The organism is Variovorax sp. 01N429, assembly GCF_056399425.1.
This window is the reverse complement of record NZ_JBFTRG010000032.1, coordinates 1-25,727: the sequence shown is the minus strand read 5'-3', so window position 1 is coordinate 25,727 and position 25,727 is coordinate 1. Positions and strand designations below refer to the sequence as shown.

General features: G+C 64.7%; 22 protein-coding genes. 16 read left to right on the top strand and 6 right to left on the bottom strand.

The window, feature by feature from the left end; translation table 11 throughout:
- From AC1DSF_RS29770 to AC1DSF_RS29735, 8 genes are all read left to right on the top strand, one after another.
- A partial coding sequence (locus tag AC1DSF_RS29770; RefSeq protein WP_478183975.1) for an NAD(P)(+) transhydrogenase (Re/Si-specific) subunit beta occupies positions 1-793 on the top strand: 793 nt, incomplete at its 5' end.
- Between the two features lie 114 nt (positions 794-907).
- Positions 908-2,587 carry a long-chain-fatty-acid--CoA ligase gene (locus AC1DSF_RS29765; RefSeq protein ID WP_478183974.1) on the top strand — a complete coding sequence of 560 codons (1,680 nt, stop codon included), beginning with the start codon at positions 908-910 and terminating at the stop codon, positions 2,585-2,587.
- A 64-nt stretch (positions 2,588-2,651) separates the two neighbouring features.
- The gene (locus AC1DSF_RS29760; RefSeq protein WP_478128926.1) at positions 2,652-3,662 is read left to right on the top strand and encodes an ABC transporter permease subunit; all 1,011 of its coding nucleotides are present in this window, start codon (positions 2,652-2,654) and stop codon (positions 3,660-3,662) included.
- On the top strand, positions 3,659-4,558 hold the full coding sequence (locus tag AC1DSF_RS29755) for an ABC transporter permease subunit (RefSeq protein WP_478128925.1): 900 nt from the start codon (positions 3,659-3,661) through the stop codon (positions 4,556-4,558). Before AC1DSF_RS29760 ends, AC1DSF_RS29755 begins: the two co-directional genes overlap by 4 nt.
- A gap of 138 nt (positions 4,559-4,696) precedes the next feature.
- Positions 4,697-5,716, top strand: coding sequence for an ABC transporter ATP-binding protein (locus tag AC1DSF_RS29750; protein ID WP_478128924.1), 1,020 nt, complete (start codon positions 4,697-4,699; stop codon positions 5,714-5,716).
- Positions 5,713-6,732, top strand: a complete 1,020-nt coding sequence (locus tag AC1DSF_RS29745; RefSeq protein WP_478128923.1) for a peptide ABC transporter ATP-binding protein — start codon at positions 5,713-5,715, stop codon at positions 6,730-6,732. The genes AC1DSF_RS29750 and AC1DSF_RS29745 overlap by 4 nt, the downstream gene beginning before the upstream one ends.
- Before the next feature lie 13 nt (positions 6,733-6,745).
- The gene (locus AC1DSF_RS29740) at positions 6,746-8,368 is read left to right on the top strand and encodes an ABC transporter substrate-binding protein (RefSeq protein WP_478128922.1); all 1,623 of its coding nucleotides are present in this window, start codon (positions 6,746-6,748) and stop codon (positions 8,366-8,368) included.
- A 4-nt stretch (positions 8,369-8,372) separates the two neighbouring features.
- Positions 8,373-9,137, top strand: coding sequence for a 5'-methylthioadenosine/adenosylhomocysteine nucleosidase (locus tag AC1DSF_RS29735; RefSeq protein ID WP_478128921.1), 765 nt, complete (start codon positions 8,373-8,375; stop codon positions 9,135-9,137).
- Here the strand turns inward: AC1DSF_RS29735 and corA are convergent.
- Positions 9,130-10,116, bottom strand: a complete 987-nt coding sequence (corA, locus tag AC1DSF_RS29730; protein WP_478128920.1) for a magnesium/cobalt transporter CorA — start codon at positions 10,114-10,116, stop codon at positions 9,130-9,132. The genes AC1DSF_RS29735 and corA overlap by 8 nt on opposite strands.
- A 256-nt stretch (positions 10,117-10,372) precedes the next feature.
- Here corA and AC1DSF_RS29725 point away from each other — a divergent pair, with 256 nt between their 5' ends.
- From AC1DSF_RS29725 to hprK, 4 genes are all read left to right on the top strand, one after another.
- Complete coding sequence (locus AC1DSF_RS29725) at positions 10,373-12,457, top strand: ATP-dependent helicase (RefSeq protein ID WP_478128928.1); 2,085 nt, start codon at positions 10,373-10,375, stop codon at positions 12,455-12,457.
- A gap of 363 nt (positions 12,458-12,820) precedes the next feature.
- On the top strand, positions 12,821-13,150 hold the full coding sequence (gene hpf, locus AC1DSF_RS29720) for a ribosome hibernation-promoting factor, HPF/YfiA family (RefSeq protein ID WP_068640485.1): 330 nt from the start codon (positions 12,821-12,823) through the stop codon (positions 13,148-13,150).
- 95 nt (positions 13,151-13,245) lie between these two features.
- A complete protein-coding gene (locus tag AC1DSF_RS29715; protein ID WP_088958292.1) occupies positions 13,246-13,713 on the top strand; it encodes a PTS sugar transporter subunit IIA in 468 nt (155 codons plus the stop codon).
- 28 nt (positions 13,714-13,741) lie between these two features.
- Positions 13,742-14,698 (top strand): HPr(Ser) kinase/phosphatase, encoded by a 957-nt coding sequence (gene hprK, locus AC1DSF_RS29710; RefSeq protein WP_478128919.1) that lies wholly within the window; start codon positions 13,742-13,744, stop codon positions 14,696-14,698.
- A 262-nt stretch (positions 14,699-14,960) separates the two neighbouring features.
- On the opposite strand, the gene fur is transcribed toward hprK, so the two are convergent.
- Entirely contained in the window at positions 14,961-15,380 is a 420-nt protein-coding gene (fur, locus tag AC1DSF_RS29705) for a ferric iron uptake transcriptional regulator (RefSeq protein WP_478128918.1), read from the bottom strand.
- Positions 15,381-15,474: 94 nt separating this feature from the next.
- Between fur and AC1DSF_RS29700 the strand changes: the two genes are divergently transcribed.
- The 4 genes from AC1DSF_RS29700 to AC1DSF_RS29685 all read left to right on the top strand — a co-directional run bounded on the left by AC1DSF_RS29700 (position 15,475) and on the right by AC1DSF_RS29685 (position 18,126).
- On the top strand, positions 15,475-16,029 hold the full coding sequence (locus AC1DSF_RS29700; RefSeq protein ID WP_478128917.1) for an outer membrane protein assembly factor BamE: 555 nt from the start codon (positions 15,475-15,477) through the stop codon (positions 16,027-16,029).
- 64 nt (positions 16,030-16,093) lie between these two features.
- Positions 16,094-16,936 (top strand): 4-hydroxy-tetrahydrodipicolinate reductase, encoded by an 843-nt coding sequence (gene dapB / locus AC1DSF_RS29695; RefSeq protein ID WP_478128916.1) that lies wholly within the window; start codon positions 16,094-16,096, stop codon positions 16,934-16,936.
- Positions 16,937-16,944: 8 nt separating this feature from the next.
- Positions 16,945-17,643: a MotA/TolQ/ExbB proton channel family protein gene (locus AC1DSF_RS29690; protein ID WP_478128915.1), complete on the top strand. Its 699-nt coding sequence runs from the start codon at positions 16,945-16,947 to the stop codon at positions 17,641-17,643.
- An 18-nt stretch (positions 17,644-17,661) separates the two neighbouring features.
- Entirely contained in the window at positions 17,662-18,126 is a 465-nt protein-coding gene (locus tag AC1DSF_RS29685) for an ExbD/TolR family protein (RefSeq protein WP_478128914.1), read from the top strand.
- On the opposite strand, the gene AC1DSF_RS29680 is transcribed toward AC1DSF_RS29685, so the two are convergent.
- The 4 genes from AC1DSF_RS29680 to glgX all read right to left on the bottom strand — a co-directional run bounded on the left by AC1DSF_RS29680 (position 18,123) and on the right by glgX (position 25,490).
- A complete protein-coding gene (locus AC1DSF_RS29680; RefSeq protein WP_478128913.1) occupies positions 18,123-20,594 on the bottom strand; it encodes a glycogen/starch/alpha-glucan phosphorylase in 2,472 nt (823 codons plus the stop codon). The genes AC1DSF_RS29685 and AC1DSF_RS29680 overlap by 4 nt on opposite strands.
- A gap of 31 nt (positions 20,595-20,625) precedes the next feature.
- Positions 20,626-22,086, bottom strand: a complete 1,461-nt coding sequence (gene glgA, locus AC1DSF_RS29675) for a glycogen synthase GlgA (RefSeq protein ID WP_478128912.1) — start codon at positions 22,084-22,086, stop codon at positions 20,626-20,628.
- Positions 22,087-22,089: 3 nt separating this feature from the next.
- Positions 22,090-23,388 (bottom strand): glucose-1-phosphate adenylyltransferase, encoded by a 1,299-nt coding sequence (gene glgC, locus AC1DSF_RS29670; RefSeq protein WP_478128911.1) that lies wholly within the window; start codon positions 23,386-23,388, stop codon positions 22,090-22,092.
- A gap of 62 nt (positions 23,389-23,450) precedes the next feature.
- Positions 23,451-25,490 (bottom strand): glycogen debranching protein GlgX, encoded by a 2,040-nt coding sequence (gene glgX / locus AC1DSF_RS29665; protein WP_478183973.1) that lies wholly within the window; start codon positions 25,488-25,490, stop codon positions 23,451-23,453.
- Positions 25,491-25,727 lie beyond the last annotated feature (237 nt).

Here is a 25,727-nt window from a genome sequence, read left to right as displayed (position 1 = left end):
GGGCGTGCTCATCATCATCCCGATCGGCGGGGCGGACATGCCGGTGGTGGTCTCGATGCTCAACAGCTACTCGGGCTGGGCGGCCGCGGGCATCGGCTTCAGCCTGAACAACGCGATGCTGATCGTCGCGGGCAGCTTGGTGGGCAGCTCCGGTGCGATCCTGAGCTACATCATGTGCAAGGCGATGAACCGCTCGTTCTTCAACGTGATCCTGGGCGGCTTCGGCGGCGAAGCGGCCGCCGCCGGCGCGGGCGGCGCGAAGGAGCAGCGCCCGGTCAAGAGCGGCAGTGCGGATGATGCGGCCTTCGTGCTCTCCAACGCCGAGACGGTGATCATCGTGCCGGGCTACGGCCTTGCGGTGGCACGCGCCCAGCACGCGGTGAAGGAACTCGCGCAGAAGCTCACCGAGCATGGCGTGACGGTCAAGTACGCGATCCACCCCGTCGCAGGCCGCATGCCCGGGCACATGAACGTGCTGCTGGCGGAGGCGGAAGTGCCCTATGACCAGGTCTTCGAGATGGAAGACATCAACGGAGAGTTCGGCCAAGCCGACGTGGCGATCATCCTGGGGGCCAACGACGTGGTGAACCCGGCAGCGCTGCAAAAGGGCACATCCATCTACGGCATGCCGATCCTGGAGGCCTACAAGGCCAAGACAGTGATCGTGAACAAGCGCAGCATGGCCGCGGGCTATGCAGGCCTGGACAACGAGTTGTTCTACATGGACAAGACCATGATGGTGTTCGGCGACGCCAAGAAGGTGGTCGAGGACATGGCCAAGGCGATCGAGTAGAGAGCCGCTGCAGACGTTCGGCGATCATCGCCCCGCCGGCACAACGCGAGACCGTGGCGACACGGTCTCGCCGCGTTTTTTCCAAACCAAGAATTTCGCTTGAGGAGACTCACTGTGACTGATCGTCCCTGGCTCGGAAGCTACCCGCAAGGCGTGCCTGCCGACATCGATGCCTCTGGCTACCGATCGCTCGTTGCGCTGATGGAGGAGAGCTTCACCAAGTTCGCCGACCGCACCGCCTACAGCTTCATGGGCAAGGACGTGAGCTACGCCGACATCGACCGCCAAAGCCGCGCTTTTGCCGGTTACCTGCAGAGCCTCGGCCTCGCCAAGGGCGACCGCGTGGCCGTCATGATGCCCAATTGCCCGCAGTATCCGATCGCCGTGGCGGGGCTGCTGCGCGCGGGACTGATCCTGGTCAACGTCAACCCGCTCTACACGCCCCGCGAACTGGAGCATCAACTCAAGGACTCCGGCTCGAAGGCCATCGTGCTGATGGAGAACTTTGGCACGACGCTGCAGCAGTGCCTGGCGAACACGCCGATCAAGCACATCGTGCTGGCGTCGATGGGCGACCGCCTCGGTTTTCTCAAGGGCGCGATCGTCAACTACGTCGTGCGCAGCGTCAAGAAAATGGTCCCGGCGTTCAGCCTGCCGGGCGCGGCGCGCTTCAACGACGCGCTCGAAAAGGGCGCGACGCGCACGGTGCAGCCCTCGGCCATCGGGCCGGACGACGTCGCGGTGCTGCAATACACGGGCGGCACCACGGGCGTCTCGAAAGGCGCGGTGCTGTTGCATAGCAACGTCATCGCCAACGTGATCCAGTCCGAAGCATGGAACGATCCCGTGATGCAGAAGGTGCCGGCCCACGAGCAGCCGACCAGCGTCTGCGCGTTGCCGCTCTATCACATCTTCGCTTTCACGGTGAACATGATGCTGAGCATGCGAACGGGCGGAAAGCTGATCCTGATTCCGAATCCGCGCGACCTCGCAGGCGTGCTGAAAGAGCTCTCCAAGCACACCTTCCATAGCTTTCCGGCGGTCAACACGCTGTTCAACGGACTGGCGAACCACCCCGACTTCAACACCGTCAACTGGAAGAACCTGAAGGTCTCGGTCGGAGGCGGCATGGCTGTTCAGGGTGCCGTGGCCAAGCTGTGGCTCGAGAAGACCGGTTGCCCGATCTGCGAGGGCTACGGCCTTTCCGAAACGTCGCCATCGGTCACCTGCAACCCGACGACGAGCACCACCTACACCGGCACCATCGGCGTGCCGCTGCCGAGCACCTACGTCAAATTGATCGACGACGACGGCAACGACGTGCCGCTGGGCAGCGCGGGTGAAGTCGCGGTCAAGGGACCGCAGGTGATGGCCGGCTATTGGCAGCGGCCGGACGAAACCGCGAAGGTCATGACCCCCGACGGCTATTTCAAGACCGGCGATATCGGTGTGGCCGATGAGCGCGGCTACTTCAAGATTGTCGATCGCAAGAAGGACATGATCTTGGTGTCGGGCTTCAACGTCTACCCGAACGAGATCGAGGACGTGGTGGCGCAAATTCCGGGTGTGCTCGAATGCGCGGCGGTGGGCATTGCCGACGAGAAGACCGGCGAGGCCGTCAAGCTCGTCATCGTCAAGAAGGACCCGAATCTGACCGAGGCGGCGGTGCGCGAGTTCTGCCGCGCCAACCTGACCGGCTACAAGCAGCCGCGCGTCATCGAATTCCGCACCGATCTGCCGAAGACTCCGGTGGGCAAGATCCTTCGCCGCGAGTTGCGCGACGTCAAGAAGTAACAGTAAGGCAGTAAGGGTTCCGCCGGGGACGCGAGCCGGCATCGCTCTTGCATATTGGGGATGAATGTTCCGATTCATCCTCACCCGGGCGAGCCTGCTGGTGCCGACCTTCATCGGCATGACCCTGCTCGCCTTTTTCCTGATCCGGCTGGTGCCGGGCGACCCGATCGAGACGCTGGCGGGAGAGCGCGGCATCGATCCCGCCCGCCACGCCGTGCTGCTCAAGGAATACGGGCTCGACAAGCCGCTTTTCACGCAGTACGGCATCTACATCGGCCGTGTGCTTCACGGCGACCTGGGCAAGTCGATCATCACGCAGGAGCCGGTGATGAACGAGTTCCTGGCGCTGTTCCCTGCCACCGTCGAGCTTGCGCTTTGCGCGATGCTTTTCGCGCTGCTGCTCGGCATTCCGGCAGGCATCGTCGCGGCGGTCAAGCGGAACTCGCTGTTCGACCATGGCGTGATGGCGACCTCGCTCACCGGCTATTCGATGCCCATCTTCTGGTGGGGTCTGCTGCTGATCCTGTTCTTTTCGGTGCAGCTCGGTTGGACGCCGGTGTCGGGCCGAATCGCCGTGCAGTACTACATCGAACCGGTCACTGGCTTCTTGCTGATCGATTCCCTGCTTTCCGATGACAAGGGCGCTTTCTGGTCCGCGGTGCAGCACCTGATCCTGCCGGCGATCGTGCTCGGAACCAACCCGCTTGCCGTGATTGCCCGCATGACGCGCTCGGCCATGCTCGAAGTGCTGGGCGAGGACTACATCCGCACGGCGCGCGCCAAGGGGCTCGCGCCATTGCGCGTGGTCGGAGTGCATGCGCTGCGCAATGCGCTGATCCCGGTGGTCACGGTGATCGGCCTTCAGGTCGGCGTGCTGTTCACCGGCGCCATCCTGACCGAGACGATCTTCTCGTGGCCAGGCGTCGGCAAGTGGCTGATCGAAGCCATCGGGCGGCGCGACTATCCGGTGCTGCAAGGCGGCATGCTGCTGCTCGGCGTGATCGTGATGCTGGTCAACGTGCTGGTCGATCTGGCCTACGGTTTCATCAATCCCCGCATCCGGCAATCACGATGAGCGCGGTTCCTGTTCCCGTCGAAAAGACCAGCGCCCCACCGGGTCCATGGCGCGAGTTCTGGGGATCGTTCTCGGCCAACCGTGGTGCGGTGATCGGGCTCGGCGTGATCGCCCTGCTGCTGCTGGTGGCGCTGCTCGCGCCATGGATTGCGCCGCATGCGCCCAACCAGACCGACAGCACGGCCTTCCTGCGGCCGCCGGCGTGGCAGGAGGGCGGCTCGGTGACGCACCTGCTAGGCACCGATGCGATCGGCCGCGACATCCTTTCCAGGCTCATGTTCGGCGCGCGCCTTTCGCTGTCGATCGGCGTTGCCGTGGTGGCGATCTCCGTCGCGGTAGGCATCGGCTTGGGCCTTGTCGCCGGCTTCTTCCGCGGTGTGCTCGAGATCGCCATCATGCGGTTCATGGACGTGATCCTCACCCTGCCGAGCCTGCTGCTCGCGATCGTGATCGTCGCCATCCTCGGCCCCGGCTTGATCAACGCCATGATCGCCGTCGCCATCGTCGTGCTGCCTCATTACGTGCGCATCACGCGGGCTGCCGTCATCTCCGAGATATCGCGCGACTACGTGACTGCCGCGCGCGTGAGCGGCGCCGGCACGTTGCGGCTGATGTTCCGCGAGGTGTTGCCGAACTGCGCCGCGCCGCTGATCGTGCAGGCATCGCTCGGCGTGTCGACCGCCATCCTCGATGCGGCGGCGCTGGGCTTTCTCGGCCTCGGCGCGCAGCCACCCTCGCCCGAATGGGGAACGATGCTGGCCGACGCGCGTGAATTCGTGCTGCGCGCGTGGTGGGTCGTGACCTTTCCGGGTCTCGCCATCCTTGCGGCGGTGCTTGCTTTCAACCTCCTTGGCGACGGCTTGCGCGACGCCCTCGACCCCAAACTGAAGCGCTAGGAATGAAGCTCGCCCCCAGCCTCGCCCACTTTGTGTGGCTCGGACACCCCCGGCCGGGGGCAACCCCGGCGGCCCGGCAAAGCCGGCTCCGCGGGGTTTCCCGATTTGACCGCGGCAGTTTGCCGATGAGGGGCGCTGATGCCGCTGCTTGATATTCGCGACTTGCATGTCGAGTTCCCCACTCAAGGTGGCACGCTGCACGCCGTCGATGGCGTGAGCCTGCGCCTCGAACAGGGGGAAGTGCTTGGGATCGTCGGCGAATCGGGCTCGGGCAAGAGCGTCACGATGATGGCGCTGATGGGCCTCATCACCTGGCCGGGTCGCGTGCGTGCGGAGCACCTGCGCTTTGCAGATCACGATCTGCTGGGCATCTCCGACAAAGAGCGGCGCAAGCTGGTCGGCAAGGATGTCGCGATGATCTTCCAGGAACCGACGACCAGCCTCAACCCCTGTTTCACTGTCGGCTGGCAACTGATGGAGACCTTGCGCTTGCACCTGAACATGGACAGGCGCGAAGCGAAGAGGCGGGCGATCGGTCTGCTCGAACAGGTCGGCATTCCGGCGGCGGCGTCGCGCCTGGGCAGCTATCCGCATCAGCTCTCGGGCGGCATGAACCAGCGGGTGATGATCGCGATGGCCATTGCCTGCAACCCGCGCCTGCTGATCGCCGACGAGCCGACCACCGCGCTGGACGTGACCATCCAGGCGCAGATCCTCGACCTGCTGCGCAGTCTGCAGAAGGAGCGCGGCATGGGGCTGGTGCTCATCACGCACAACATGGGCGTGGTCAGCGAGATGGCGCAGCGCGTGGTCGTGATGTATGCGGGCCAGGTGATGGAAGAGCGCGATGTGGCGGATCTCTTCCCCGCGCCACAGCATCCCTACACGGCGGCGCTGCTTGCGGCACTCCCGGAGCGGGCGACAGGCGAAGGGCGGCTCGCGACCATTGCGGGCGTGGTCCCGGGCGTGCACGACCGTCCGCAAGGCTGCCTCTTCGCACCGCGCTGCGCCTATGCCACCTCGCATTGCCGTGCGGAGCGGCCGGCGTTGCGCGAGTGGCTGGGCGGCCGTGTGCGTTGCCACTATCCCCTTGGCGATCCGGACCGGGACGCGGCGCGTGCGCGAGATGGCGCACAGGTCGTGGAGTTCGTCCGATGAACGACGTCGTGGTCGAAGCGCAAGGCCTGCAGCGCGTCTATGCCGTGCGGCGCGGGCTGTTTCATGCGCCTGCGCATCTGCAGGCGGTGGGCAACATTTCGTTCAGGCTCGAAAAAGGTCGAACCCTCGCTGTCGTGGGTGAATCGGGCTGCGGCAAGTCGACGCTCGCGCGCATGGTCGCATTGATCGAAAAGCCGACCGCCGGCTCGCTGACGCTGGTCGGCACGGACGCCGTCAACCCGCCTGCCAGCCGCAAGCGCGAACTGCGGCAGGCTGTGCAGCTCGTGTTCCAGAACCCTTATGGATCGCTCAATCCCCGCAAGAAGATCTCGGCGGTTCTCGAAGACCCGCTCGCCATCAACACGACGCTCGGCAGGGCGCAGCGGGCAGCCAAGGCCCGGGAGATGCTCGCCCGCGTCGGGCTGCGTCCCGAATACGCGAACCGCTACCCGCACATGTTCTCGGGCGGCCAGCGCCAGCGCATCGCCATCGCGCGTGCGCTGATGCTCGATCCGCGATTGCTCGTTGCTGACGAGCCTGTTTCCGCGCTCGACGTTTCGATCCAGGCGCAGGTGCTGAATCTGCTGGCGGACCTGCAGGCGGAACTGGGCCTGTCGTATCTCTTCATCTCCCATGACCTCGGCGTGGTGCGTCACATCGCGCATGACGTGCTGGTGATGTACCTCGGCCACGCCGTTGAGCAGGGCCCGAAGGGGCGCATCTTCGCGCGGCCGCTGCATCCCTATACGCAGGCGTTGCTTGCGTCCACGCCGGGGCTCGCCACACAGCGCATCGTGCTCAAAGGCGAGCTGCCGTCGCCGCTGGCGCCGCCGCCGGGATGCGTCTTCAACACGCGATGCGCGCACGCCACCGAGCGCTGTCGCATCGAGCGGCCGTTGCTGCGGCAGCTCGACGGTCGCGCGGTCGCCTGTCACTACGCAGAGAAGTTTCTGGATGGCGCGGCAGAGGGCCGTGTCGATCATTCCCCGCTCGCGTTCGCGCGGCCACAAACCTGAAGGAGTCGAGTTCATGTCCCCCACTTCCAAACTCTCGCGCCGCCTTCGCGCGGCTGCGCTGCTTGCTCCGGCGGCGCTGGCGCTGGCCTGCGGCGCTGCGTCGGCAAAGACGCTGGTTTTTTGCTCCGAAGGCAGCCCCGAGAACTTCTATGCGGCGGTGAACACGACCGGCACGTCCTTCGACGCCACCACGCAGGTCTACAACAATCTCGTCGAGTTCGAGCGCGGCACGACCAAAGTGGTCCCCGGTCTCGCCGAAAGCTGGACGATCTCGCCGGATGGCCTCGAATACACCTTCAAGCTGCGCAAGGGCGTGAAGTGGCACAACACGTCGAAGAGCTTCAAGCCGACGCGCGACTTCAATGCCGACGACGTCATCTTCATGATCGAGCGCCAGTGGAAGGAGGACGACCCCTTCTACAAGGTCACCAGCACGAACCACTCCTACTTCAACGACATGGGCATGCCCAAGTTGCTGAAGTCGGTCGATCGCGTCGACGACTACACCGTGAAGTTCGTGCTCAACAAGCCCGAAGCGCCTTTCCTGGCCAACCTGGCGATGCCCTATGCCGGCATCCAGTCGAAGGAATACGCGATCGCCATGCTGAAGGCGGGCACGCCGGAGAAGATCGACCAGGACCCGATCGGAACGGGCCCGTTCTACCTCGTGCAGTACCAGAAGGACGCGATCATCCGATTCAAGGCCTTTCCGCAATACTGGGCCGGCAAGGCGAAGATCGATGACCTGATCTTCGCGATCACGCCCGACGCCTCGGTGCGCTGGGCCAAGCTGCAAAAGGGCGAATGCCACGTCATGCCCTACCCCAATCCGGCGGATCTCGACACGATCCGCAAGGATCCCAACGTGCAGGTGCTGGAGCAGGCAGGCCTCAACATCGGATACCTTGCCTACAACACGCAGAAGAAGCCTTTCGACGATGTGCGCGTGCGCAAGGCGCTCAACATGGCGATCAACAAGAAGGCGATCATCGACGGCGTCTATCTCACGACGGGCGTGGCGGCCAAGAATCCGATTCCGCCGACGATGTGGTCGTATAACGATGCGATCAAGGACGATCCGTACGATCCCGAAGCCGCCAAGAAGCTGCTGGCGCAGGCCGGCTACCCGGACGGCTTCACCACCGATCTGTGGGCGATGCCTGTGCAGCGGCCCTACAACCCGAATGCCAAGCGCATTGCCGAACTGATGCAGGCCGATCTCGCGAAGGTTGGCGTCAAGGCCGAGATCAAGTCCTTCGAATGGGGTGAATACCGCAAGCGCATGCAGGCCGGCGAACATCAGATGGGCATGCTCGGATGGACGGGCGACAACGGGGACCCGGACAACTTCCTCTATTCATTGCTGGGCTGCGCTTCCGCGCAATCGAATGGCAGCAACGTCGCCAAGTTCTGCTATCAGCCCTATGAAGACTTGGTCGTGAAGGCCAAGAATGTGCCGAAGCAATCCGAGCGTGAGGCGCTCTACAAGCAGGCGCAGGTGATCTTCAAGGAGCAGGCGCCATGGTTCACCATCGCCCATGCCGTGCAGCTCAAGCCCGTGCGCAAGGAAGTCGTCGACTTCAAGCTCAGCCCCTTCGGCCGCCACACCTTCTACGGCGTCGACATCAAACAATGACGCCATGCTAGCTGTCGTCGCGGCGATGTACGAGGAATTGGCGGCGCTGCTCGCATTGATGCCGGACGAGCAGCGCATTCCCGTCGCCGGCCGCGACTTCTGGGTGGGCCACCTTCGGGGGCAGCCCGTCGTCGCGGTGCTGTCGCGCATCGGCAAGGTCGCAGCGGCAACGACAGCGACCGTGCTGCTGGAGCGCTTCGGCGCGCAGGCGATCGTCTTCACCGGCGTCGCGGGCGGCCTCGCTCCGGGCGTGGAGGTCGGCGATGTGGTGGTTGCCACCAAGCTCCTCCAGCACGATCTCGATGCCTCCCCCATCTTTCCGAAGTACGAAGTGCCCTTGACGGGCCACGCGCGCTTCGCCGCCGACACCGTCATCAGCGATGCAATCGCCGCCGCGGCTGTCGAGGTGCTGCGCGATCCGGCGGCATTGCTGGGGCTGAAGGTGGTTGAGGACTTCGGCTTGACGGCGCCGAAAGTGCACCGCGGCCTGTTGGTGAGCGGCGACCGGTTCGTGTCGACCGCCGCCGAAAGCGACGCATTGCGCCGCGCTCTGCCCGATGCGCTCGCGGTGGAGATGGAGGGTGCGGCAGTCGCGCAGGTGTGCCACGACTTCGGCGTGCCTTTCGCGGCGGTGCGGACGATTTCAGATCGCGCTGATGACGCGGCCCACGGCGACTTCACTCGCTTCGTCTCGGCAGTGGCAAGCCGCTACAGCCTCGCGCTGGTCGATGCCTGGCTGGCCACGCTGCCAGCCGAAGGGTCTACTTGAGCCAGCCGCGCCGGCGGAAGTACCACATGGGGACCAGCGCGCTGGCGACCATCAACACGATCGCATAGGCGTAGCCGTAGCTCAGGTCGAGCTCGGGCATGAACTTGAAGTTCATGCCGTAGACGCTCGCGATCAAGGTTGGCGGCAGCAGCGCCACGCTTGCGACCGAGAAGATCTTGATGGTCTTGTTCTGGTTGATGTTGATGAAACCGACGGTCGCATCCATCAGGAAGTTGATCTTGTCGAACAGGAAGGCCGTGTGGCTGTCGAGCGATTCGATGTCGCGAAGAATCTGCCGCGCCTCTTCGAACTGCTCGGCGTTGAGCATGCGGCTGCGCATCATGAAGCTCACCGCTCGGCGCGTGTCCATCACGTTGCGGCGGATGCGGCTGTTCAAGTCTTCCTGGCGCGCGATGAGGCCGAGCACCTCGCCGGCCAATTCGTCGCTCACGTTGCCGGACAGCACCTTCTTGCCGGCGGACTCCAGCTCGTCGTAGATGTTCTCCAGCGTGTCGGCGGAGTATTCGGCGTCGGCATCGAAGAGCTTCAGCAGCACTTCCTTGGCGTCTTCGATCAGACCCGGCGCTCGGCGCGCGCGCATGCGCACCAGGCGGAACACAGGCACATCTTCGTCGTGGATGGAAAACAGCACGCCGCGGCTGCGCAGTTCGGCGTTGTGCTGGTTGAGGATGAAGGCGACGCGGACCGAACGGGGGTTCTCGTCATCGTCGATCAGGAAGTCGCTGCGGATGTGCAGTTCGCCGTTGTCTTCTTCATAGAAGCGAGCCGACTCCTCGATGTCGTCGTCCATCGCGTCTTCGGGGATGGACAAGCCGTAATACTGCTTGATCCATCGCTTCTCTTCGATGGTGGGGGATTCGAGATCGACCCAGATGGGCTGGAACTTGGACAGCTCTTCGAGAGCCTCGATCTCTTCTTGGACGAGGCGGCCGTTGGCGAGCGTGAAGATATTGAGCATGGCTCACTTCCCTGGAATGTCTGGCGGTGGAGGCGAGGGGATGGGGCGCTTTCAGTTCCCTCGTCCACGGCGCATCAGGAGGGAAGTGAAAGCTGCCGAGACGGAACGATTTCCACGTGGTTTCTCCGGTTTGCAGCGAGCCGCGATTATGTCATTCAGCCTTGTCAGGATCGTGTCGTCATCTGGATAAACATCCAGTACAGTTGCGGCGATGCACAGCGTTGCCACACCCATTTCCAAGGTATCCGCGGTGTCCATGAAGCCGGCAGAGCGTCTGGCTGCCGCGCTCGCCCAACTCAACGAGGAGCAGCGCGCGGCGGTGCAACACGGCGTCGCAGCCATCACTGGCAGCGCCCCGCCCGATGCCCGCCCCTTGCTCGTGATTGCAGGAGCGGGTTCGGGCAAGACGAGCACCCTGGCGCACCGAGTGGCGCATCTGATCGCCAGCGGCACCGACCCACAGCGCATTTTGCTGCTGACGTTTTCGCGCCGGGCCGCGCAAGAAATGACGCGCCGGGCCGGACAGGTGGTGGTGCGCGTGCTCGGGCTGGCTTCCGACGCGCCGCCAGCGCTGCCCTGGGCGGGCACCTTCCATGGCATCGGTGCGCGGCTCTTGCGCGAGTACGCAACGCAGATCGGACTCGACGAGAACTTCACCATCCATGACCGGGGCGACGCCGAAGACCTGATGGGGCTGGTGCGCAACGAAATCGGACTGTCGACCACCGCGCGACGATTTCCGATGAAGGGCACCTGCCTTTCGATCTACTCGCGCACGGTCAATACCTGTGCGCCACTCTCGGAAGTGCTCAAGCAGGCGTTTCCCTGGTGTGCCGAATGGGAAGCCGAACTCAAGCGGCTCTTCGGCGCGTATGTGGAGGCCAAGCAGCAACAGCATGTGCTCGACTACGACGATCTGCTGCTTTACTGGTCCGAAATGATGGCCGAGCCCGCGCTGGCCCGTCAGGTCGGCGAGCGCTTCGATCATGTGCTGGTCGACGAATACCAGGACACGAACCTCCTTCAAGCAGCCATCTTGCGGTCGCTCAAGCCGGACGGCAAAGGCGTGACGGTGGTGGGGGACGACGCACAGTCGATCTACTCGTTTCGCGGCGCGACGGTGCGCAACATCCTTGATTTTCCGCAGCACTTCAGCCAGCCGGCGCGCATCGTCACGCTCGAGCGCAATTACCGGTCGACGCAGCCCATCCTCGATGTGTCCAATGCGGTCATCGCCGCCGCAGCCGAGAGACACGCGAAGACGCTCTGGACCGACAAGCCGTCGGCAGGGCGTCCCCAGCTCGTGCTGGTGCCCGACGAGGCCGAGCAGGCGCGGTGGGTGGCCGATCGTGTGCTTGCGCACCGGGAAGGCGGCCTGGCGCTGAAATCGCAAGCCGTGCTGTTTCGCACGTCCACGCACAGCGCCGCACTCGAACTCGAATTGGCGCGGCGCAACATTCCTTTCGTCAAATACGGCGGTCTCAAGTTTCTTGAAGCCGCGCATGTCAAGGATCTGCTCGCGGTCTTGCGATTTGCACAGAACCCGCGCGGACGCATGGCGGGTTTTCGCGTCACGCAGCTGATTCCCGGGATCGGCCCTGTCACTTCGGCGCGCCTGCTCGACGCGATGGCCGAGGCGTCCGATCCGGGAGCGGTCGTGCAGTCGTTCGTGCCGCCGGCGCCGGCAAAGGACGAATGGGCGCGTTTCGCCGCCATCTATGCAGCGCTGCGCGAGCCCGAACTCGCCTGGCCGGCCGACATGGACCTGGCGCTCGAGTGGTATTTGCCGCACCTGGAGCGGCTGCACGATGACGCAGGCCTGCGGCGAGGCGACGTGGAACAACTTGCCCGACTGGCCGCCGGCTACGCATCGCGCGAGCGCTTCCTGACCGAGCTCACGCTCGACCCGCCCGAGGCCACGAGCGACAGACCCGGACCGCCGCTGTTGGACGAGGACTATCTGATCCTCTCGACCATCCACTCAGCCAAGGGCCAGGAGTGGACATCCGTCCACGTACTCAACGTGGTCGACGGCTGCATTCCTGCCGACGTGGCGCAGGGCGCGCAGGAACTCGAAGAAGAGCGGCGATTGCTCTACGTGGCGATGACCCGGGCGCGCGATCACCTGCACCTGCTGGTGCCCCAACGCTTCTACGTCACTCAGCAGGCCGCGCGCGGCGACCGGCACCTGTACGCGGGTCGCACGCGCTTCATCACCGCGGCCGACGCGCAGCACTTCGAACGGCAGACCTGGCCGCCAGCGCCCGAGCGCGCCCCGCACGTTCCGCCGCCGGCCGCAACCATCGATCTGCTCAGCCGCATGCGGGCTGCCTGGCGCTGAAAGCCGTCACGGCCCTCTCGCCGGCGGGGTCGCCCGGTCATCCTTGACATGCCGGATCAACTCGCGAACCCGGTCCGAACGCTCGTGCTGCGGGCCTTCGCTGCTATCAGATCAATAGCGATTCCACGTCGTGAAGCATGCCCCCACAGGTCCGACTTCAAAGCCATTGCAATTCGATGACAGCATGGGCATAGTGAACCGACCTTCCCCGCATTTCTCTCTCTTCACTCCTCGTTTCGCTCACGTTTCGCTCCTCTCTTCTCTTCCCACTGCGCTTCCGATTTCTTCCGATTTCCCCCCGGCTACGCCTCTCCAACAAAGAGGTGCGGCTATTTCACCAACCGTCAATCCAGGAGGTCATTCATGAATTTGACGATCAGCGGTCATCACCTCGACGTCACCCCCGCCTTGCGCAATTACGTTACGAGCAAGCTGGACCGAATCACCCGGCACTTCGACCAGGTCGTCGATGTGAAGGTGATCCTCACGGTGGAAAAGCAAAAGGAAAAGGAACGCCGCCAACGAGCCGAGTGCAACATTCACGTCAAGGGCAATGACATGTTCGCGGAATCGAGCCACGCTGATCTTTACGCCGCGGTCGACGAATTGGTCGACAAACTCGACCGGCAGGTCGTGCGCCACAAGGACCGCCTGCAGGATCATCATCACGAAGCGCCCAAGCGCGTGATGTAGTTCCACCCTTCGGGCAAATACTCTTGCGGGCCGCTTCCGAGCGGCCCTTTGCTTTTTGCGGGGTGGGTGCATAATCGCCCCCGCCCCGCACCAACATGAACCGACTCGCGTCCATCCTGCCGCCCGCTCAAGTGCTTGTGAGCGTCGACGCCACCAGCAAGAAACGTGCTTTCGAAGAAGCCGGCCTGCTGTTTGAAAACCTGCATGGTCTCGGCCGCGCGCTCATCACCGACAGCCTTTTCGCGCGCGAGCGCCTGGGCTCTACCGGCTTGGGCCACGGCGTCGCCATCCCACATGGCCGCATCAAGGGGCTCAAGTCCCCGATGGCTGCCGTGTTCCAGCTTGCCAACCCGATCGGCTTCGACGCACCGGACGAGCAGCCTGTGGTTTTGCTCATCTTCCTGCTCGTGCCCGAAGCGGCAACGCAGAAACACCTCGAGATACTTTCCGAAATCGCCGAGCTCCTGAGCGACGCCAACCTGCGCGAGCAGATCAAGTCGAGCACGGACGCCGCGGCGCTGCACGCCTTGATCGCAGGATGGCAATCCGCCCAGGTCGCGTGAAACGCACGCGCGCAGGACGGGCCAGGCCATGAAGCCGACCGTCATCAGCGCCGACGCAATGTTCGAGGAGTTCCGCGGTTCGCTCCGGTGGGAGTGGCTCGCCGGGCTGGGCGCGTCGGAGCGCCAGTTCGATCCCGATGTCATCAGCCGGGCCCAATCAGCCGCCGATCTGGTGGGCTATCTCAACTACATCCATCCCTATCGCGTGCAGATCCTCGGTGCCCGCGAGGTCGCCTATCTCACTCGCGGAACCCCGGACGATTGCGTCCGGCGCATCGCCCGCATCGTCACCCTCGAGCCGCCGATGCTCGTGCTTGCCGACGCGCAGCCCGCGCCGGATGCGCTGCTGTCGATCTGCGAACGTGCGCAACTGCCGCTGTTTGCGACCCGCGAATCGTCGGCTTTCGTGATCGACCTGCTGCGCGCTTACCTGTCCAAGCATTTCGCCGAGCGCACCTCGATGCACGGCGTCTTCATGGACATCCTGGGCCTGGGCGTGATGATCACGGGCGAATCGGGGCTCGGCAAAAGCGAACTCGGTCTTGAACTGATTTCTCGCGGCAATGGCCTGGTGGCCGACGACGCTGTCGATCTCTATCGAATCAACCAGACCACGCTGGAAGGCCGCTGCCCGGAACTGTTGCAGAACCTGCTGGAAGTGCGCGGCATCGGCCTCCTGGACATCCGCGCGATTTTCGGCGAGACAGCCGTGCGCCGAAAGATGCGGCTCAAGCTCATCGTTCACCTCGTGCGGCGAGACAGCTTCGAGCGCGACTACGAGCGCATGCCGTCCGCACCGCTGACGCAGGACGTCCTCGGCATCCCGGTCCGCAAGGTGATCATCCAGGTCGTCGCCGGCCGAAACATCGCCGTGCTGGTCGAGGCCGCGGTACGCAACTCCATCCTGCAACTGCGCGGCATCGACACCTATGCCGACTTCGTCGCCCGCCACCACAAGGCAATGGAAAGCGCAAGGGAAGATTAGCTCGCCCCCAGGCTCGCGCACTTCGTGTGGCTCTCCACCCCCTGACCGGGGGCAACACCAGTGGCCCGGCAAAGCCGGTTCCACGGTGTTTCACCAACGGGCCTGACTGCGCCGGCCGCGACAGGCGCAGCGCATCTTCTTCGGCGGCGCGCAGCGCGCGCCCCTTCGTGGGCAGTCGCGGAACCGGCTTTGCCGGGCCGCTGACTGCGCCCCCCTCAGGGGGGTGGGCGCCCGGACACGCAGTGCCGGGCAACCTGGGGGGCTACCTCTTGCTTATGCAGTCGGCGCAAAGGCCGTAGAGGGACATCGCGTGGTCCTGGAGGATCCAGCCTTTGTCCTTGGAGATCATTTGCTGGCGGCGCTCGATTTCGGCGTCATAGAACTCCTCGACCTTGCCGCACGACGTGCAGATCAGGTGGTCGTGGTGCTTGCCTTCGTTGAGTTCGTAGACCGCCTTGCCGCTCTCGAAATGGCTGCGTTCGAGGATTCCGGCTTGCTCGAACTGCGTCAGCACGCGGTAAACCGTGGCGAGGCCGATGTCGGAATGGTCGTTGAGGAGGACGCGGAACACGTCTTCGGCCGTCATGTGGCGCTGGCCGCCGTTCTGGAAGATCTCCAAAATCTTCAGGCGCGGCAGCGTGGCTTTGAGGCCGGTGTTCTTCAGTTCGTCGATGTTGGTCATGGTGTTTCGTGCGCCGTCCCTGCGGTCTCTCCGGGAAGGCCCCAGAGGGGGCAACCGCTACAATGATTCGATCATATCGTCCAACCCTTTTCCCATGCCCGCCTTTCCACAACGCCGTCATTGGCTGCTCGCCGGCGCCATTGCAATGAGCCTGTGCCTCGGCGCTTGCAGCAGCATCGGCAACAGCACGCGCGGCGCCCTGACTGCCATGACGCCCTACAAGGTCGAAGTGGTCCAGGGTAATTTCGTCTCCAAGGAGCAGGTCGCTGCGCTCAAGCCAGGCATGTCGCGCCAGCAGGTGCGCGAGATCCTCGGCACCTCGCTTCTGTCCGACGTATTCCATGCCAACCGTTGGGACTACGTCTTCACGATCCGCCGCCAGGGCGTCGAGCCGCAGCAACGGCGGCTGACGCTGTACTTCAACGGCGACACGCTCGAGCGCTTCGAGGGCGATCCGATGCCGAGTGAGGAAGATTTCGTTGCGACGCTCGATACCCGCGTTCGCAGCACCAAGGCGCCGCCCACGCTCGAGGCGACCGAAGACCAGCTCAAGAAGTTCGACCCCAAGGACAATGACAAACAGTCCGGGGGAGAAACCGCGGCGCCTCCGCCGCTGCCGGCAGCCTACCCGCCGCTCGAAACACGCTGAGCGCGCGCCGGCCTCATGGGCCGGCGTGCTTTTTTTGAATCCGCATTTCCCGAGGCCGAAACGCGTGACTGACTCTTCCTCCTCCACATCCCCCAACTCTTTGACGGCCCGCCGTGTCGCTATCGCGGGCGCGTCCGGGCGCATGGGCCACATGCTGATCGAAGCGGTCCGAAAGGCGCCGGACTGCCAGTTGGCCGGCGCGCTCGATATTGCAAGCAGCGCCGCGATCGGTACCGACGCCAGCGCGTTCCTGGGCGTCAAGAGCGGTGTGCCGGTGGTGGCAGACCTCCGAACAGGACTCAAGGACGCGCAGGTCCTGATCGATTTCACGCGCCCGGAAGGGACGATGGCGAATCTCGCCGCATGCCGCGAGCTCGGCGTGCAGCTGGTGATCGGCACCACCGGATTCAGCGACGAGCAAAAGGCCGAGATTGCCGCCGCTGCCAAGGACATCGCGATCCTGTTCGCGCCGAACATGAGCGTCGGCGTCAATGTCACGTTCAAGCTGCTCGAAATGGCCGCGAAGGCGCTCTCGACCGGCTACGACATCGAAATCATCGAAGCGCACCATCGGCACAAGGTCGACGCGCCTTCGGGCACCGCGCTCAAGATGGGCGAGGTCATCGCCGAAGCGCTGGGCCGCGATCTCAAGTCGTGCGCCGTCTATGGCCGCGAAGGCATCACGGGCGAGCGCGATCCGTCCACCATCGGCTTCGCGGCCATTCGCGGCGGCGACATCGTCGGCGACCACACCGTGCTGTTCGCGGGCACGGGCGAGCGCATCGAGATCTCTCATAAGTCGGCCAGCCGCGAAAGCTATGCACAAGGCGCGCTGCGCGCAGTCGGCTTCCTCGCGGACAAGCGAGCGGGCCTCTTCGACATGTTCGACGTTCTGGGTCTGCGCTGAACGCCGGCATGAGCGTTCTGGAACTGCTCACTCACGGCGACGGCGTGAGCCGTTCGGTGGCGGCACTCCTGCTGGTGATGTCGGTTTCGAGCTGGGTAGTGATTCTCTGGAAGGCCTGGCTTCTGCGCGGCGGCACGCGCGACGTGCTGCGCAGCATCGCTGCGTTCTGGCAATCGAGGTCGCTCGAAGAGGCCGAGATGAGCCTCAAGGCCTTCGATCGCGCGGCGCTGGTGCTGCCAGCCGTGAGTGCGGTCCGCAACCTTGCGATGAGTCCTGCCAAAGGTACCCTCGGCGGCACCGTCGAACGCAGCCAGCGCGTCACGCGCGTGCTGCGCGATGCCCTTCACGGCGCATTGCGTCGCCTGCAAGCTGGCCAGATCCTGCTCGCGACGGTGGGCGCCACGGCGCCCTTCGTCGGTCTGCTGGGAACGGTCTGGGGCATTTACCGCGCCTTGGTCGGCATTGCCGGCCAGACAGGTGGCTTCACGATCGACAAGGTGGCCGGGCCCGTCGGCGAGGCACTCATCATGACTGCCTTCGGCCTGGCGGTTGCGATCCCCGCAGTGCTGGCCTACAACGTGTTCGGCCGCGTGGTCGGGCGTATCGAGGCCGAACTCGAAGGCTTCGCGCACGACCTGCTCGGAATGCTGGGCGAACCTGCGCAGCCCGAAGCACCGCTGCCGCCAGTTCGTCCCATGCCCGTGTGAATCTAAGGCGATAAAACCATGGCGTTCGGTCGCACATCGCTCGGCAGCACGGCCACCGGCGGCCGATCGACGGGCGCCGGTGGACAGCGCCCGCTGTCGGACATCAATGTCACACCGCTTGTCGACGTGATGCTCGTGCTCCTGGTGATCTTCATCATCACTGCACCGTTGATGGCGAGTTCGATCAAGCTCGATCTGCCGCGCACTGACGCCGGGCAGCCCAACGAAACGCCAAAATTCGTATCGCTCGTGGTCGACGCGGCGGGCAAGGTCTTCCTGAACGATCAGCCCGTGACGCCCGATGAGTTGGCCGCCGGGCTCGCGAAAGCCGCCGCCGACAGTCGCGACACGGAAGTCCAGCTTCGCGCCGACCAGACCGTGCCTTACGGGAAGGTCGTCGAACTGATGGGCATCGCGAACAAGGCGGGCTTGAGCCGAATCGGCTTTGTCACCGAAGCACCTCGACCCAAGGCCGGCGGTTAACTCAGGACCACCGGGCGCGTTTTCCAGATCTCGTGCGCGTACTGGGCAATCGTTCGATCGGAAGAAAACGCGCCCATCCCGGCCACGTTGAGGATCGCCATGCGCGTCCAAGCGTCGGCATCGCGATAGAGCGCGTCGACTTTGCCCTGGGCCTCGACGTAGCTCGCATAGTCGGCCAGCAGCAGATAGTGGTCGCCCCAGCTCACGAGCGCGTCGAATATCTCCTGGAAGCGCGACGGCTCGCCGGGTGAGAACGCACCGTCCCGGATGCTGTCGAGCACGCGCTGGAGTTCCGGATTGCTCTCGTAGATGTCTCGCGGCTGATAGCCGCTCGCGCGAATCTCGGCCACTTGCGGCGTGGTCTTGCCGAAGATGAAGAAATTGTCTGCGCCTACGTTGTCGCGCATCTCCACGTTCGCTCCGTCGAGCGTGCCGATGGTCAGCGCGCCGTTCAGTGCGAACTTCATGTTGCCGGTGCCCGAAGCCTCGGTGCCGGCCGTCGAGATCTGCTCGGAGAGATCCGCCGCTGGCATGATGAGTTCGGCCAGGCTCACGCTGTAGTTGGGAATGAACACCACCTTCAGCAGCTTGCCCACGCGCTCGTCGTTGTTGACGGTGTGCGCAACATCGTTGATGAGCCGGATCACGAGCTTGGCCATGTGATAGGCCGAGGCCGCCTTGCCGGCGAACACCACCACGCGCGGCACGTGCCCCGCATCCGGCTCATCCAGGATGCGGTGATAGCGGGTGATCACGTGCAGAACGTTCAGTAGCTGCCGCTTGTATTCGTGGATGCGCTTGACCTGCACGTCGAACATCGCGTCCGTGTCGATGTCGATGCGCAGGTGCTCGTCGACCCAGTTGGCAAAGCGCAGCTTGTTCTCGCGCTTGGCATGGCGGAAGGCACGCATGAAGGCCGGTTGCTGGGCCATCGGCCGCAGCACTTCCAACTGCGTCAGGTCGCGCCGCCAGCCACGGCCGATGCGCGTGTCGAGCAGCGCCGCCAGCGGCGGGTTGGCCTGCGCGAGCCAGCGCCGCGGCGTGACCCCGTTGGTCTTGTTGTTGAAGCGCTCGGGAAACAGCTTGGCGAAGTCCGCGAAGATCGACTGCTTCATGAGTTCGGAATGCAGCCCCGACACGCCGTTGACCGAATGGCTCGCGAGCACGGCCACGTACGCCATGCGCACGCGGCGCTCGCCCGCTTCGTCGATGAGCGACAAGCGGCGCATCAGTTCGGCGTCCTGCCCGTGCGTCTGCGCGACGCTGGCGAGAAAGCGGGCGTTCATGTCGAAGAGGATCTGCAGATGGCGCGGAAGAATCCGCCCGAACATCTCCACCGGCCATGTCTCGAGCGCCTCGTGCATCAGCGTGTGGTTGGTGTAGCTGAACACCTTTTGGGTGTGCGCCCACGCCGTGTCCCAGGGCAGGCCGTGCTCGTCGATCAACAGCCGCATCAGCTCGGGGACGGCCAGCACCGGGTGCGTGTCGTTGAGATGGATGCTGACCTGGTCGGGCAGTTCGTCGAAGCTGGAGTGATTGCGCAGATAGCGGCGCACGAGGTCCTGCACACTGGCGCTGACGAAGAAATATTCCTGGTGAAGCCGCAGCTCGCGGCCTGAAGGCGTGGAGTCGTCCGGATAGAGCACGCGGGAGACATTTTCCGAGCGGTTTTTGCTCTCCACCGCCTGCATGTAGTTGCCGCGGTTGAAGGCCGTAAGGTCGATCTCCTCCGACGCCCTCGCCGACCATAGCCGCAGCGTGTTCGTGGCCTGCGTGCCGTAGCCGGGAATGATGGTGTCATAGGCCACGGCCAGCACCTCGTGGGTGTCGACCCAGTTGGCCGCGCCATAGGGCGCACCCTTGCCTTCGCGCCGCTGCACATGGCCGCCGAATCGAACGCGATAGGTCACCTCCGGTCGCTGGAACTCCCAGGGATTGCCGCGCGTGAGCCAGTAGTCGGGCGTCTCGACCTGCTGGCCGTCGACGATGCGTTGCCGGAACATCCCGTATTCGTAGCGGATGCCGTAGCCGATGCCCGGCACGCCCAGCGTCGCCATCGAGTCGAGAAAGCAGGCGGCCAGGCGCCCGAGGCCGCCGTTGCCGAGCGCCGCATCGGGCTCGCGTTCGACGAGCGCCTGAATGTCGACGCCGAAATCCGCCAGGGCCTGCTTCACGGTGTCGTGCAGTTCCAGCGCGAGCAGGGCATTGGTCAGCGTGCGGCCGATCAGGAACTCCATTGACAGGTAGTAGACGCGCTTGAGCCGCTGCGCATAAATGGCGCGGGTGGTGCCCATCCACCGTTCGACGAGCTGGTCGCGCACCGCGAAAGCGGCGGCATGCAGCCAGTCATCGGGGCTCGCGGCAACGGGGTCCTTGCCGACTGCATAGATCAATTTGTTGGCCATCGCCAGCTTGAAGGCGGCGACGTCGCGATCGGGATGGTCGTACTTGAAATCTTCAATGGTCATGATGAAAACGGTATGGATTCGCGAATGGACTTCAGGCCAGCGCCTCGGCGTAGACCTGAAGGTAGCGCGCTGCGGCGGTGCCCCAGTCGGCGGGGCGACTCATGGCAGCGGCGCGAACGGCGCGCCAGTCAGCGGGCCGTCGGTAAAGAGCGAAGGCGCGGCGGACGGCGCGTGCGTAGTCCGCTGCATCGAATGTGTTGAACGAGAAGCCTGTGGCTTCGCCGCTCGCCATGTCCTCGAGCGTGGTGTCGACCACTGTATCGGCCAGGCCGCCCACGCGATGCACCAGCGGAAGACTACCGTACTTGAGGCCGTACATCTGCGTGAGGCCGCAGGGTTCGAACAGCGAGGGGACCAGCGTTACGTCGCCAGCGCCGAACAAACGGTGCGCGAGCTCTTCACTGTAGCCTAGCGCGACGCTGATCGACTTCGGTGCATGGGCGGCGCGGTGGCGAAAGGCGGCTTCGAGTTCGGCATCGCCGCTGCCGAGCAGCGCAAGTTGCCCGCCCTGCGCGATCAACGCGTCGAGCCCGGCGAGGACGAGGTGCAGGCCCTTTTGCTCCGTCAACCGGCTCACCACCACGAAGAGCGGTGCGTCGGGCTCGACCGCAAGGTCCAGTTCTTGCTGCAGCGCCGCCTTGCAGCGGGCCTTGCCCGCCATGCGCGTGCTGTCGAAACGGTGCGGAATCAACACATCGGTCGCAGGATTCCAGACCTGGTCATCGACTGCATTGAGGATGCCGCTGAGCACGTCCGATCGCGCCCGCAGAAGGCCGTCCAGCCCGAAGCCCTGCTCCGGCGTCTGGATTTCGCGAGCGTAGGTGGGGCTCACCGTCGTGATGCGATCGGCAAAGCACAACCCGCCCTTCATGAAGGACAGTTGGCCGTGGTATTCGAGCCCATTGATGCTGAACGCGGCTGGCGGCAAACCCAGCTCCGACAAATGCCAGGGCGCGAACAGGCCTTGATAGGCGAGGTTGTGCACGGTGAAGACGCTGCCCACGCGCCGGCGCCCATTCGGCGGCGCAAAAGCCAGATAGGCCGGCGCCAGCGCGGCATGCCAGTCGTGTGCGTGCACGATCTCCGGCTGCCAGTCCGGATCAAGACCCCGCGCGATCTGCGCGCCCGTCCAACCCAGCAGCGCGAAGCGGCGATGGTTGTCGCCGTAAGGCTGGCGATTCGCATCCTCATAGGGGTTGCCGGGCCTGTCATAGAGCATGGGCGCATCGATGACGTAGGCGGGAATGCCCGGCGATCCGTTGACCGGTATCTGACCGAAGCGCAGATGCATCCGATCGCCCCAAGGCGCTACGAACTCCGTCACAGCGCTCATGTCGGCGATGCCGGCGATGATGGCCGGAAACCCGGGCAGCAGCACCCGCACGTCCTGCCCCGCAGCCGTCAGCGCCAAAGGCAGTGCGCCCGCGATGTCGGCCAGCCCTCCCGTCTTGAGCAGGGGAAACAGTTCGGCACTGACTTGAAGTACCCGCATGCCTTATTGCGGTGCCCCGAGGCGCTTGAGCATCTCGCGGGTGATCAGCACCACGCCGCCTTCCGTGCGCTCGAAGCGCGCGGCATCGGCGTCCGCGTCTTCACCGATCACCGTGTGCTCGGGGATGATGCAACCGCGATCGATGACGACCTTGTTCAGCCTGCTGCCTTGGCCGACCTGCACGTCCGGCAGAAGCACCGCTTCATTGATGACGCAGAACGAATGCACCCGAACGCCCGAGAACAATACCGAGCTGCTCACCTTCGAGCCCGAGACGATGCACCCGCCCGATACGATCGTGTTGACCGTCATGCCGTGCTTGCCCTCGCGGTCGAGCACGAACTTGGCTGGCGGCAACTGTCGCTGATAAGTCCAGATGGGCCAGTCGGTGTCATAGATGTCGAGTTCGGGGGTGATCGATGCCAGGTCGAGATTGGCTGCCCAGAACGCATCAATCGTGCCCACGTCGCGCCAGTAGGCCCGGGCGTTGGCGCCGCGCCGGGCCCGCGTCACGCAGGACATACCGAAAGGATGCGCCAGCGCGCGGCCCTCCTGGACTGCGCGCGGAATGATGTCCTTGCCGAAATCGTGGTCCGAGTCGGGGTCGACGCTGTCTTCCTCGAGCAGCCTGTAGAGATATTCGGAATCGAAGATATAGATGCCCATGCTGGCCAGTGCGACGTCCGGCTTGTCCGGCATCGCGGGAGGGTCGGCCGGCTTTTCGAGGAAGGCGGTGATGTTTCGGTCCTCATCCACTGCCATCACCCCGAAGGCGACCGCTTCCATGCGCGGAACCTCGATGCATCCAACCGTGCAGCCGCGCCCGTGCGCGACGTGGTCCGTCAGCATGATCGAGTAGTCCATCTTGTAGACGTGATCGCCGGCGAGCACGACCACATAGTCGTGTGGCGTGGACCGCGTCTGGATGATGTCCAGATTCTGATAGACCGCATCGGCCGTGCCGCGGTACCAGTGCTCGTCGCCCATGCGCTGCTGGGCGGGGAGAACATCGACCATCTCATTGAGCTCGGCGCGCAGGAAGCTCCAGCCGCGCTGCAGGTGGCGCATCAGCGAGTGCGACTTGTACTGCGTCACCACCGCCATCCGGCGGATGCCTGAGTTCAGGCAGTTCGACAGGGCGAAGTCGATGATCCGGAACTTTCCGCCAAAGTAGACCGCCGGCTTGGCCCGCCGGTCGGTCAGTTGCTTCAGCCTGGATCCCCGGCCGCCTGCGAGCACCAGTGCGATGGTGCGCCGAACGAGCTGGTGGGCCTGCAATGTCGGTTGCGCGATGTCGTCCATCTTTTGCCTCCGTTTGATTTTCCCCGGAGAGGCAGACTAGCACCCCGGCGCACGATTGGCTCCTATGTTTTTGCGACCCAGAGGCTGCCGGGCGGCAATGTTTCAGAGCTTTCGAGGGGTCGCGCGTGGGCGCTCTCCGCGTCCACGTCGCTGGCCAGCTTGCGAAACCACGATCCCGCAGGCAGCTGGAACGGCGTTGGGTGCGCTTCGGCGTTGACGAGGACCAGCCAGCGCGCGCCGGGTGCCGGTGTTTCGAAGAGGATCGCCAGCGCGTGCAGGTCGCCGCGCTCCCAGTCCGCCGTCTCCATGGCGCGGCCTTCGGGGGTGAGCCAGCGCAGCGCGGTGTCACCTGGCGGGGCATCGGCTGGCCACCACAGTGCATGCCGCAGCGGCGCAGCCTCTCGGCGCAGCGCCAGCAGACGGGAGACGTAGGTGCCGAGGCTCGCATCGGCATGGTCCCAGTCCAGCCAAGTCGTTTCGTTGTCCTGGCAATAGGCGTTGTTGTTGCCGCGCTGGGTCTGGCCGAGTTCGTCGCCTGCCAGCAGCATCGGTGTGCCTTGCGACAGCAGCAGCGCCGCCAGCAGCACCCGCTGCAGGCATCTGCGTTCGGCGAGGACGGCGGGGTCGTCGGTATCGCCCTCCACGCCGCAGTTGCGGCTCAGGTTGTGGCCATGGCCGTCGCGGTTGTTCTCGCCATTGGCGAGGTTGTGGCGCTCGTTGTAGCTCAGCAGGTCGCGCAGCGTGAAGCCATCGTGCGCGGTGACGAAATTGACGGTTGCCGTGGGCGCTCGGCTGTCGTGCTGGAAGGCATCGCTCGACGCGGTAAAGCGGCGTGCGAATTCACCGACGCCCGCGCTCTGGTGCAGCCAGAAGCCGCGTTGGGCATCGCGAAAGCGATCGTTCCATTCCAGCCATCCCGGCGGAAATTCGCCGAGGCGATAGCCGCCCGGGCCGACATCCCACGGCTCTGCGATGAGCAGCGCCTGCGCCAACACGGGATCTTGGGCGACAGCGGCAAAAAACGACGCGCGAGGATCGAATTCGCCGCCCTTGCGACGAGCGAGGATCGGCGCGAGATCGAACCGGAATCCGTCCACGCCCAGCTGCGTGACCCAGTGACGCAGGCTGTCCATCACCAGCTGAACCACGCGCGGTTCGGCGAGGTTCAGGCAGTTGCCGCAGCCGGTCCAGTTCTCGTAGAGCGCGGGGTTGTCCGGCCGCAGGTGGTAATAGAGCGCGTTGTCGATGCCGCGCAGGCTCAGGGTCGGGCCGAGTTCGTCGGTCTCGCCGCTGTGGTTGAAGACCACGTCGATCACGACCTCCATGCCGCGTGCGTGCACGGCGTCCGTCATGGCGCGGAACTCGCTCGCGGGGCTCGTTCCGGGGCGGCCGCTCCAGTAGCGGGTCTCGGGGGCGAACCAGCCGATGGGGCTGTAGCCCCAGTAGTTGCTCAGCCCGAGTGCGAGCAGGCGGGATTCGTCGGCTCGGTGCTGGACGGGCATGAGGTTGAGGGTGGTGACTCCCAGGCGCTGAAGGTGGTCGAGCACGGCCGGATGCGCGAGACCTGCGTAGGTGCCGCGAAGGTCGGGCGGCACCTCCGGATGCAGCCGGGTATGGCCGCGTGTGTGCAATTCGTAGAGCACGCGGTCTGGGGCGGGGATGCGGGGGCGGTCGGTGGGCGCGGGGGGGAGGGGGGCTGTGACTCGGGCTTTGAGGGCTATGAGTGCGTTGTCGCGGGGGTCGGGGTGGGTGGGGTTCGAAGGGTCGTGGCCGAGGAACTGGTCTTCGCCGGCGTAGCGGCCGACGACCTCGCGGGCATAGGGGTCGAGGAGTACCTTGGCGGGGTTGAAGCGGTGGCCCTCCTGGGGGGACCAAGGGCCGTGGACTCGGTAGCCGTAGATGAGGCCGGGGCGGGCGCTGGCGAGGACGGTGTGCCAGGTGCCGTTGGTTTTTGTTGTCAGTTTCAGGCGTTGTTGTTCTTGGTGGGTTGTGGGGTCGAAGAGGCAGAGGTCTACGGAGGTGGCTTGGGGGGCGTGGAGGGCGAAGTTGACTCCTGCGGGGGACGGAGTTGCGCCTAAGGGGTAAGGGAGGCCTGGGGTCATTGGATTGGGGTGTTGGTGGTTTTGGGGGTGGGGGCCGGGACTCGCCCCGGCGGGCGACTTCCTTTCTTTTGCTTCGCCAAAAGAAAGTAAGCAAAGAAAAGGCGACCCTGCTGTGGGCGTCCCTTCGCTGCGCTACGGGCAACCWGCGGTGCTCGCTTTTCGTGGGGTCCGCGCAAACTCGCTGCGCTCAAACACGCGCGGCCCTGATCCACGAAAAGCTCCGCTCCTCGGCACCCC

Coding starts and splice junctions, on each gene's coding strand:
- AC1DSF_RS29760 (WP_478128926.1), top strand. CDS start 2,652: ATGTTCCGATTCATCCTCACCCGGGCGAGCCTGCTGGTGCCGACCTTC.
- AC1DSF_RS29755 (WP_478128925.1), top strand. CDS start 3,659: ATGAGCGCGGTTCCTGTTCCCGTCGAAAAGACCAGCGCCCCACCGGGT.
- AC1DSF_RS29750 (WP_478128924.1), top strand. CDS start 4,697: ATGCCGCTGCTTGATATTCGCGACTTGCATGTCGAGTTCCCCACTCAA.
- AC1DSF_RS29745 (WP_478128923.1), top strand. CDS start 5,713: ATGAACGACGTCGTGGTCGAAGCGCAAGGCCTGCAGCGCGTCTATGCC.
- AC1DSF_RS29740 (WP_478128922.1), top strand. CDS start 6,746: ATGTCCCCCACTTCCAAACTCTCGCGCCGCCTTCGCGCGGCTGCGCTG.
- AC1DSF_RS29735 (WP_478128921.1), top strand. CDS start 8,373: ATGCTAGCTGTCGTCGCGGCGATGTACGAGGAATTGGCGGCGCTGCTC.
- corA (WP_478128920.1), bottom strand. CDS start 10,116: ATGCTCAATATCTTCACGCTCGCCAACGGCCGCCTCGTCCAAGAAGAG.
- AC1DSF_RS29725 (WP_478128928.1), top strand. CDS start 10,373: ATGAAGCCGGCAGAGCGTCTGGCTGCCGCGCTCGCCCAACTCAACGAG.
- hpf (WP_068640485.1), top strand. CDS start 12,821: ATGAATTTGACGATCAGCGGTCATCACCTCGACGTCACCCCCGCCTTG.
- AC1DSF_RS29715 (WP_088958292.1), top strand. CDS start 13,246: ATGAACCGACTCGCGTCCATCCTGCCGCCCGCTCAAGTGCTTGTGAGC.
- hprK (WP_478128919.1), top strand. CDS start 13,742: ATGAAGCCGACCGTCATCAGCGCCGACGCAATGTTCGAGGAGTTCCGC.
- fur (WP_478128918.1), bottom strand. CDS start 15,380: ATGACCAACATCGACGAACTGAAGAACACCGGCCTCAAAGCCACGCTG.
- AC1DSF_RS29700 (WP_478128917.1), top strand. CDS start 15,475: ATGCCCGCCTTTCCACAACGCCGTCATTGGCTGCTCGCCGGCGCCATT.
- AC1DSF_RS29690 (WP_478128915.1), top strand. CDS start 16,945: ATGAGCGTTCTGGAACTGCTCACTCACGGCGACGGCGTGAGCCGTTCG.
- AC1DSF_RS29685 (WP_478128914.1), top strand. CDS start 17,662: ATGGCGTTCGGTCGCACATCGCTCGGCAGCACGGCCACCGGCGGCCGA.
- AC1DSF_RS29680 (WP_478128913.1), bottom strand. CDS start 20,594: ATGACCATTGAAGATTTCAAGTACGACCATCCCGATCGCGACGTCGCC.
- glgA (WP_478128912.1), bottom strand. CDS start 22,086: ATGCGGGTACTTCAAGTCAGTGCCGAACTGTTTCCCCTGCTCAAGACG.
- glgC (WP_478128911.1), bottom strand. CDS start 23,388: ATGGACGACATCGCGCAACCGACATTGCAGGCCCACCAGCTCGTTCGG.
- glgX (WP_478183973.1), bottom strand. CDS start 25,490: ATGACCCCAGGCCTCCCTTACCCCTTAGGCGCAACTCCGTCCCCCGCA.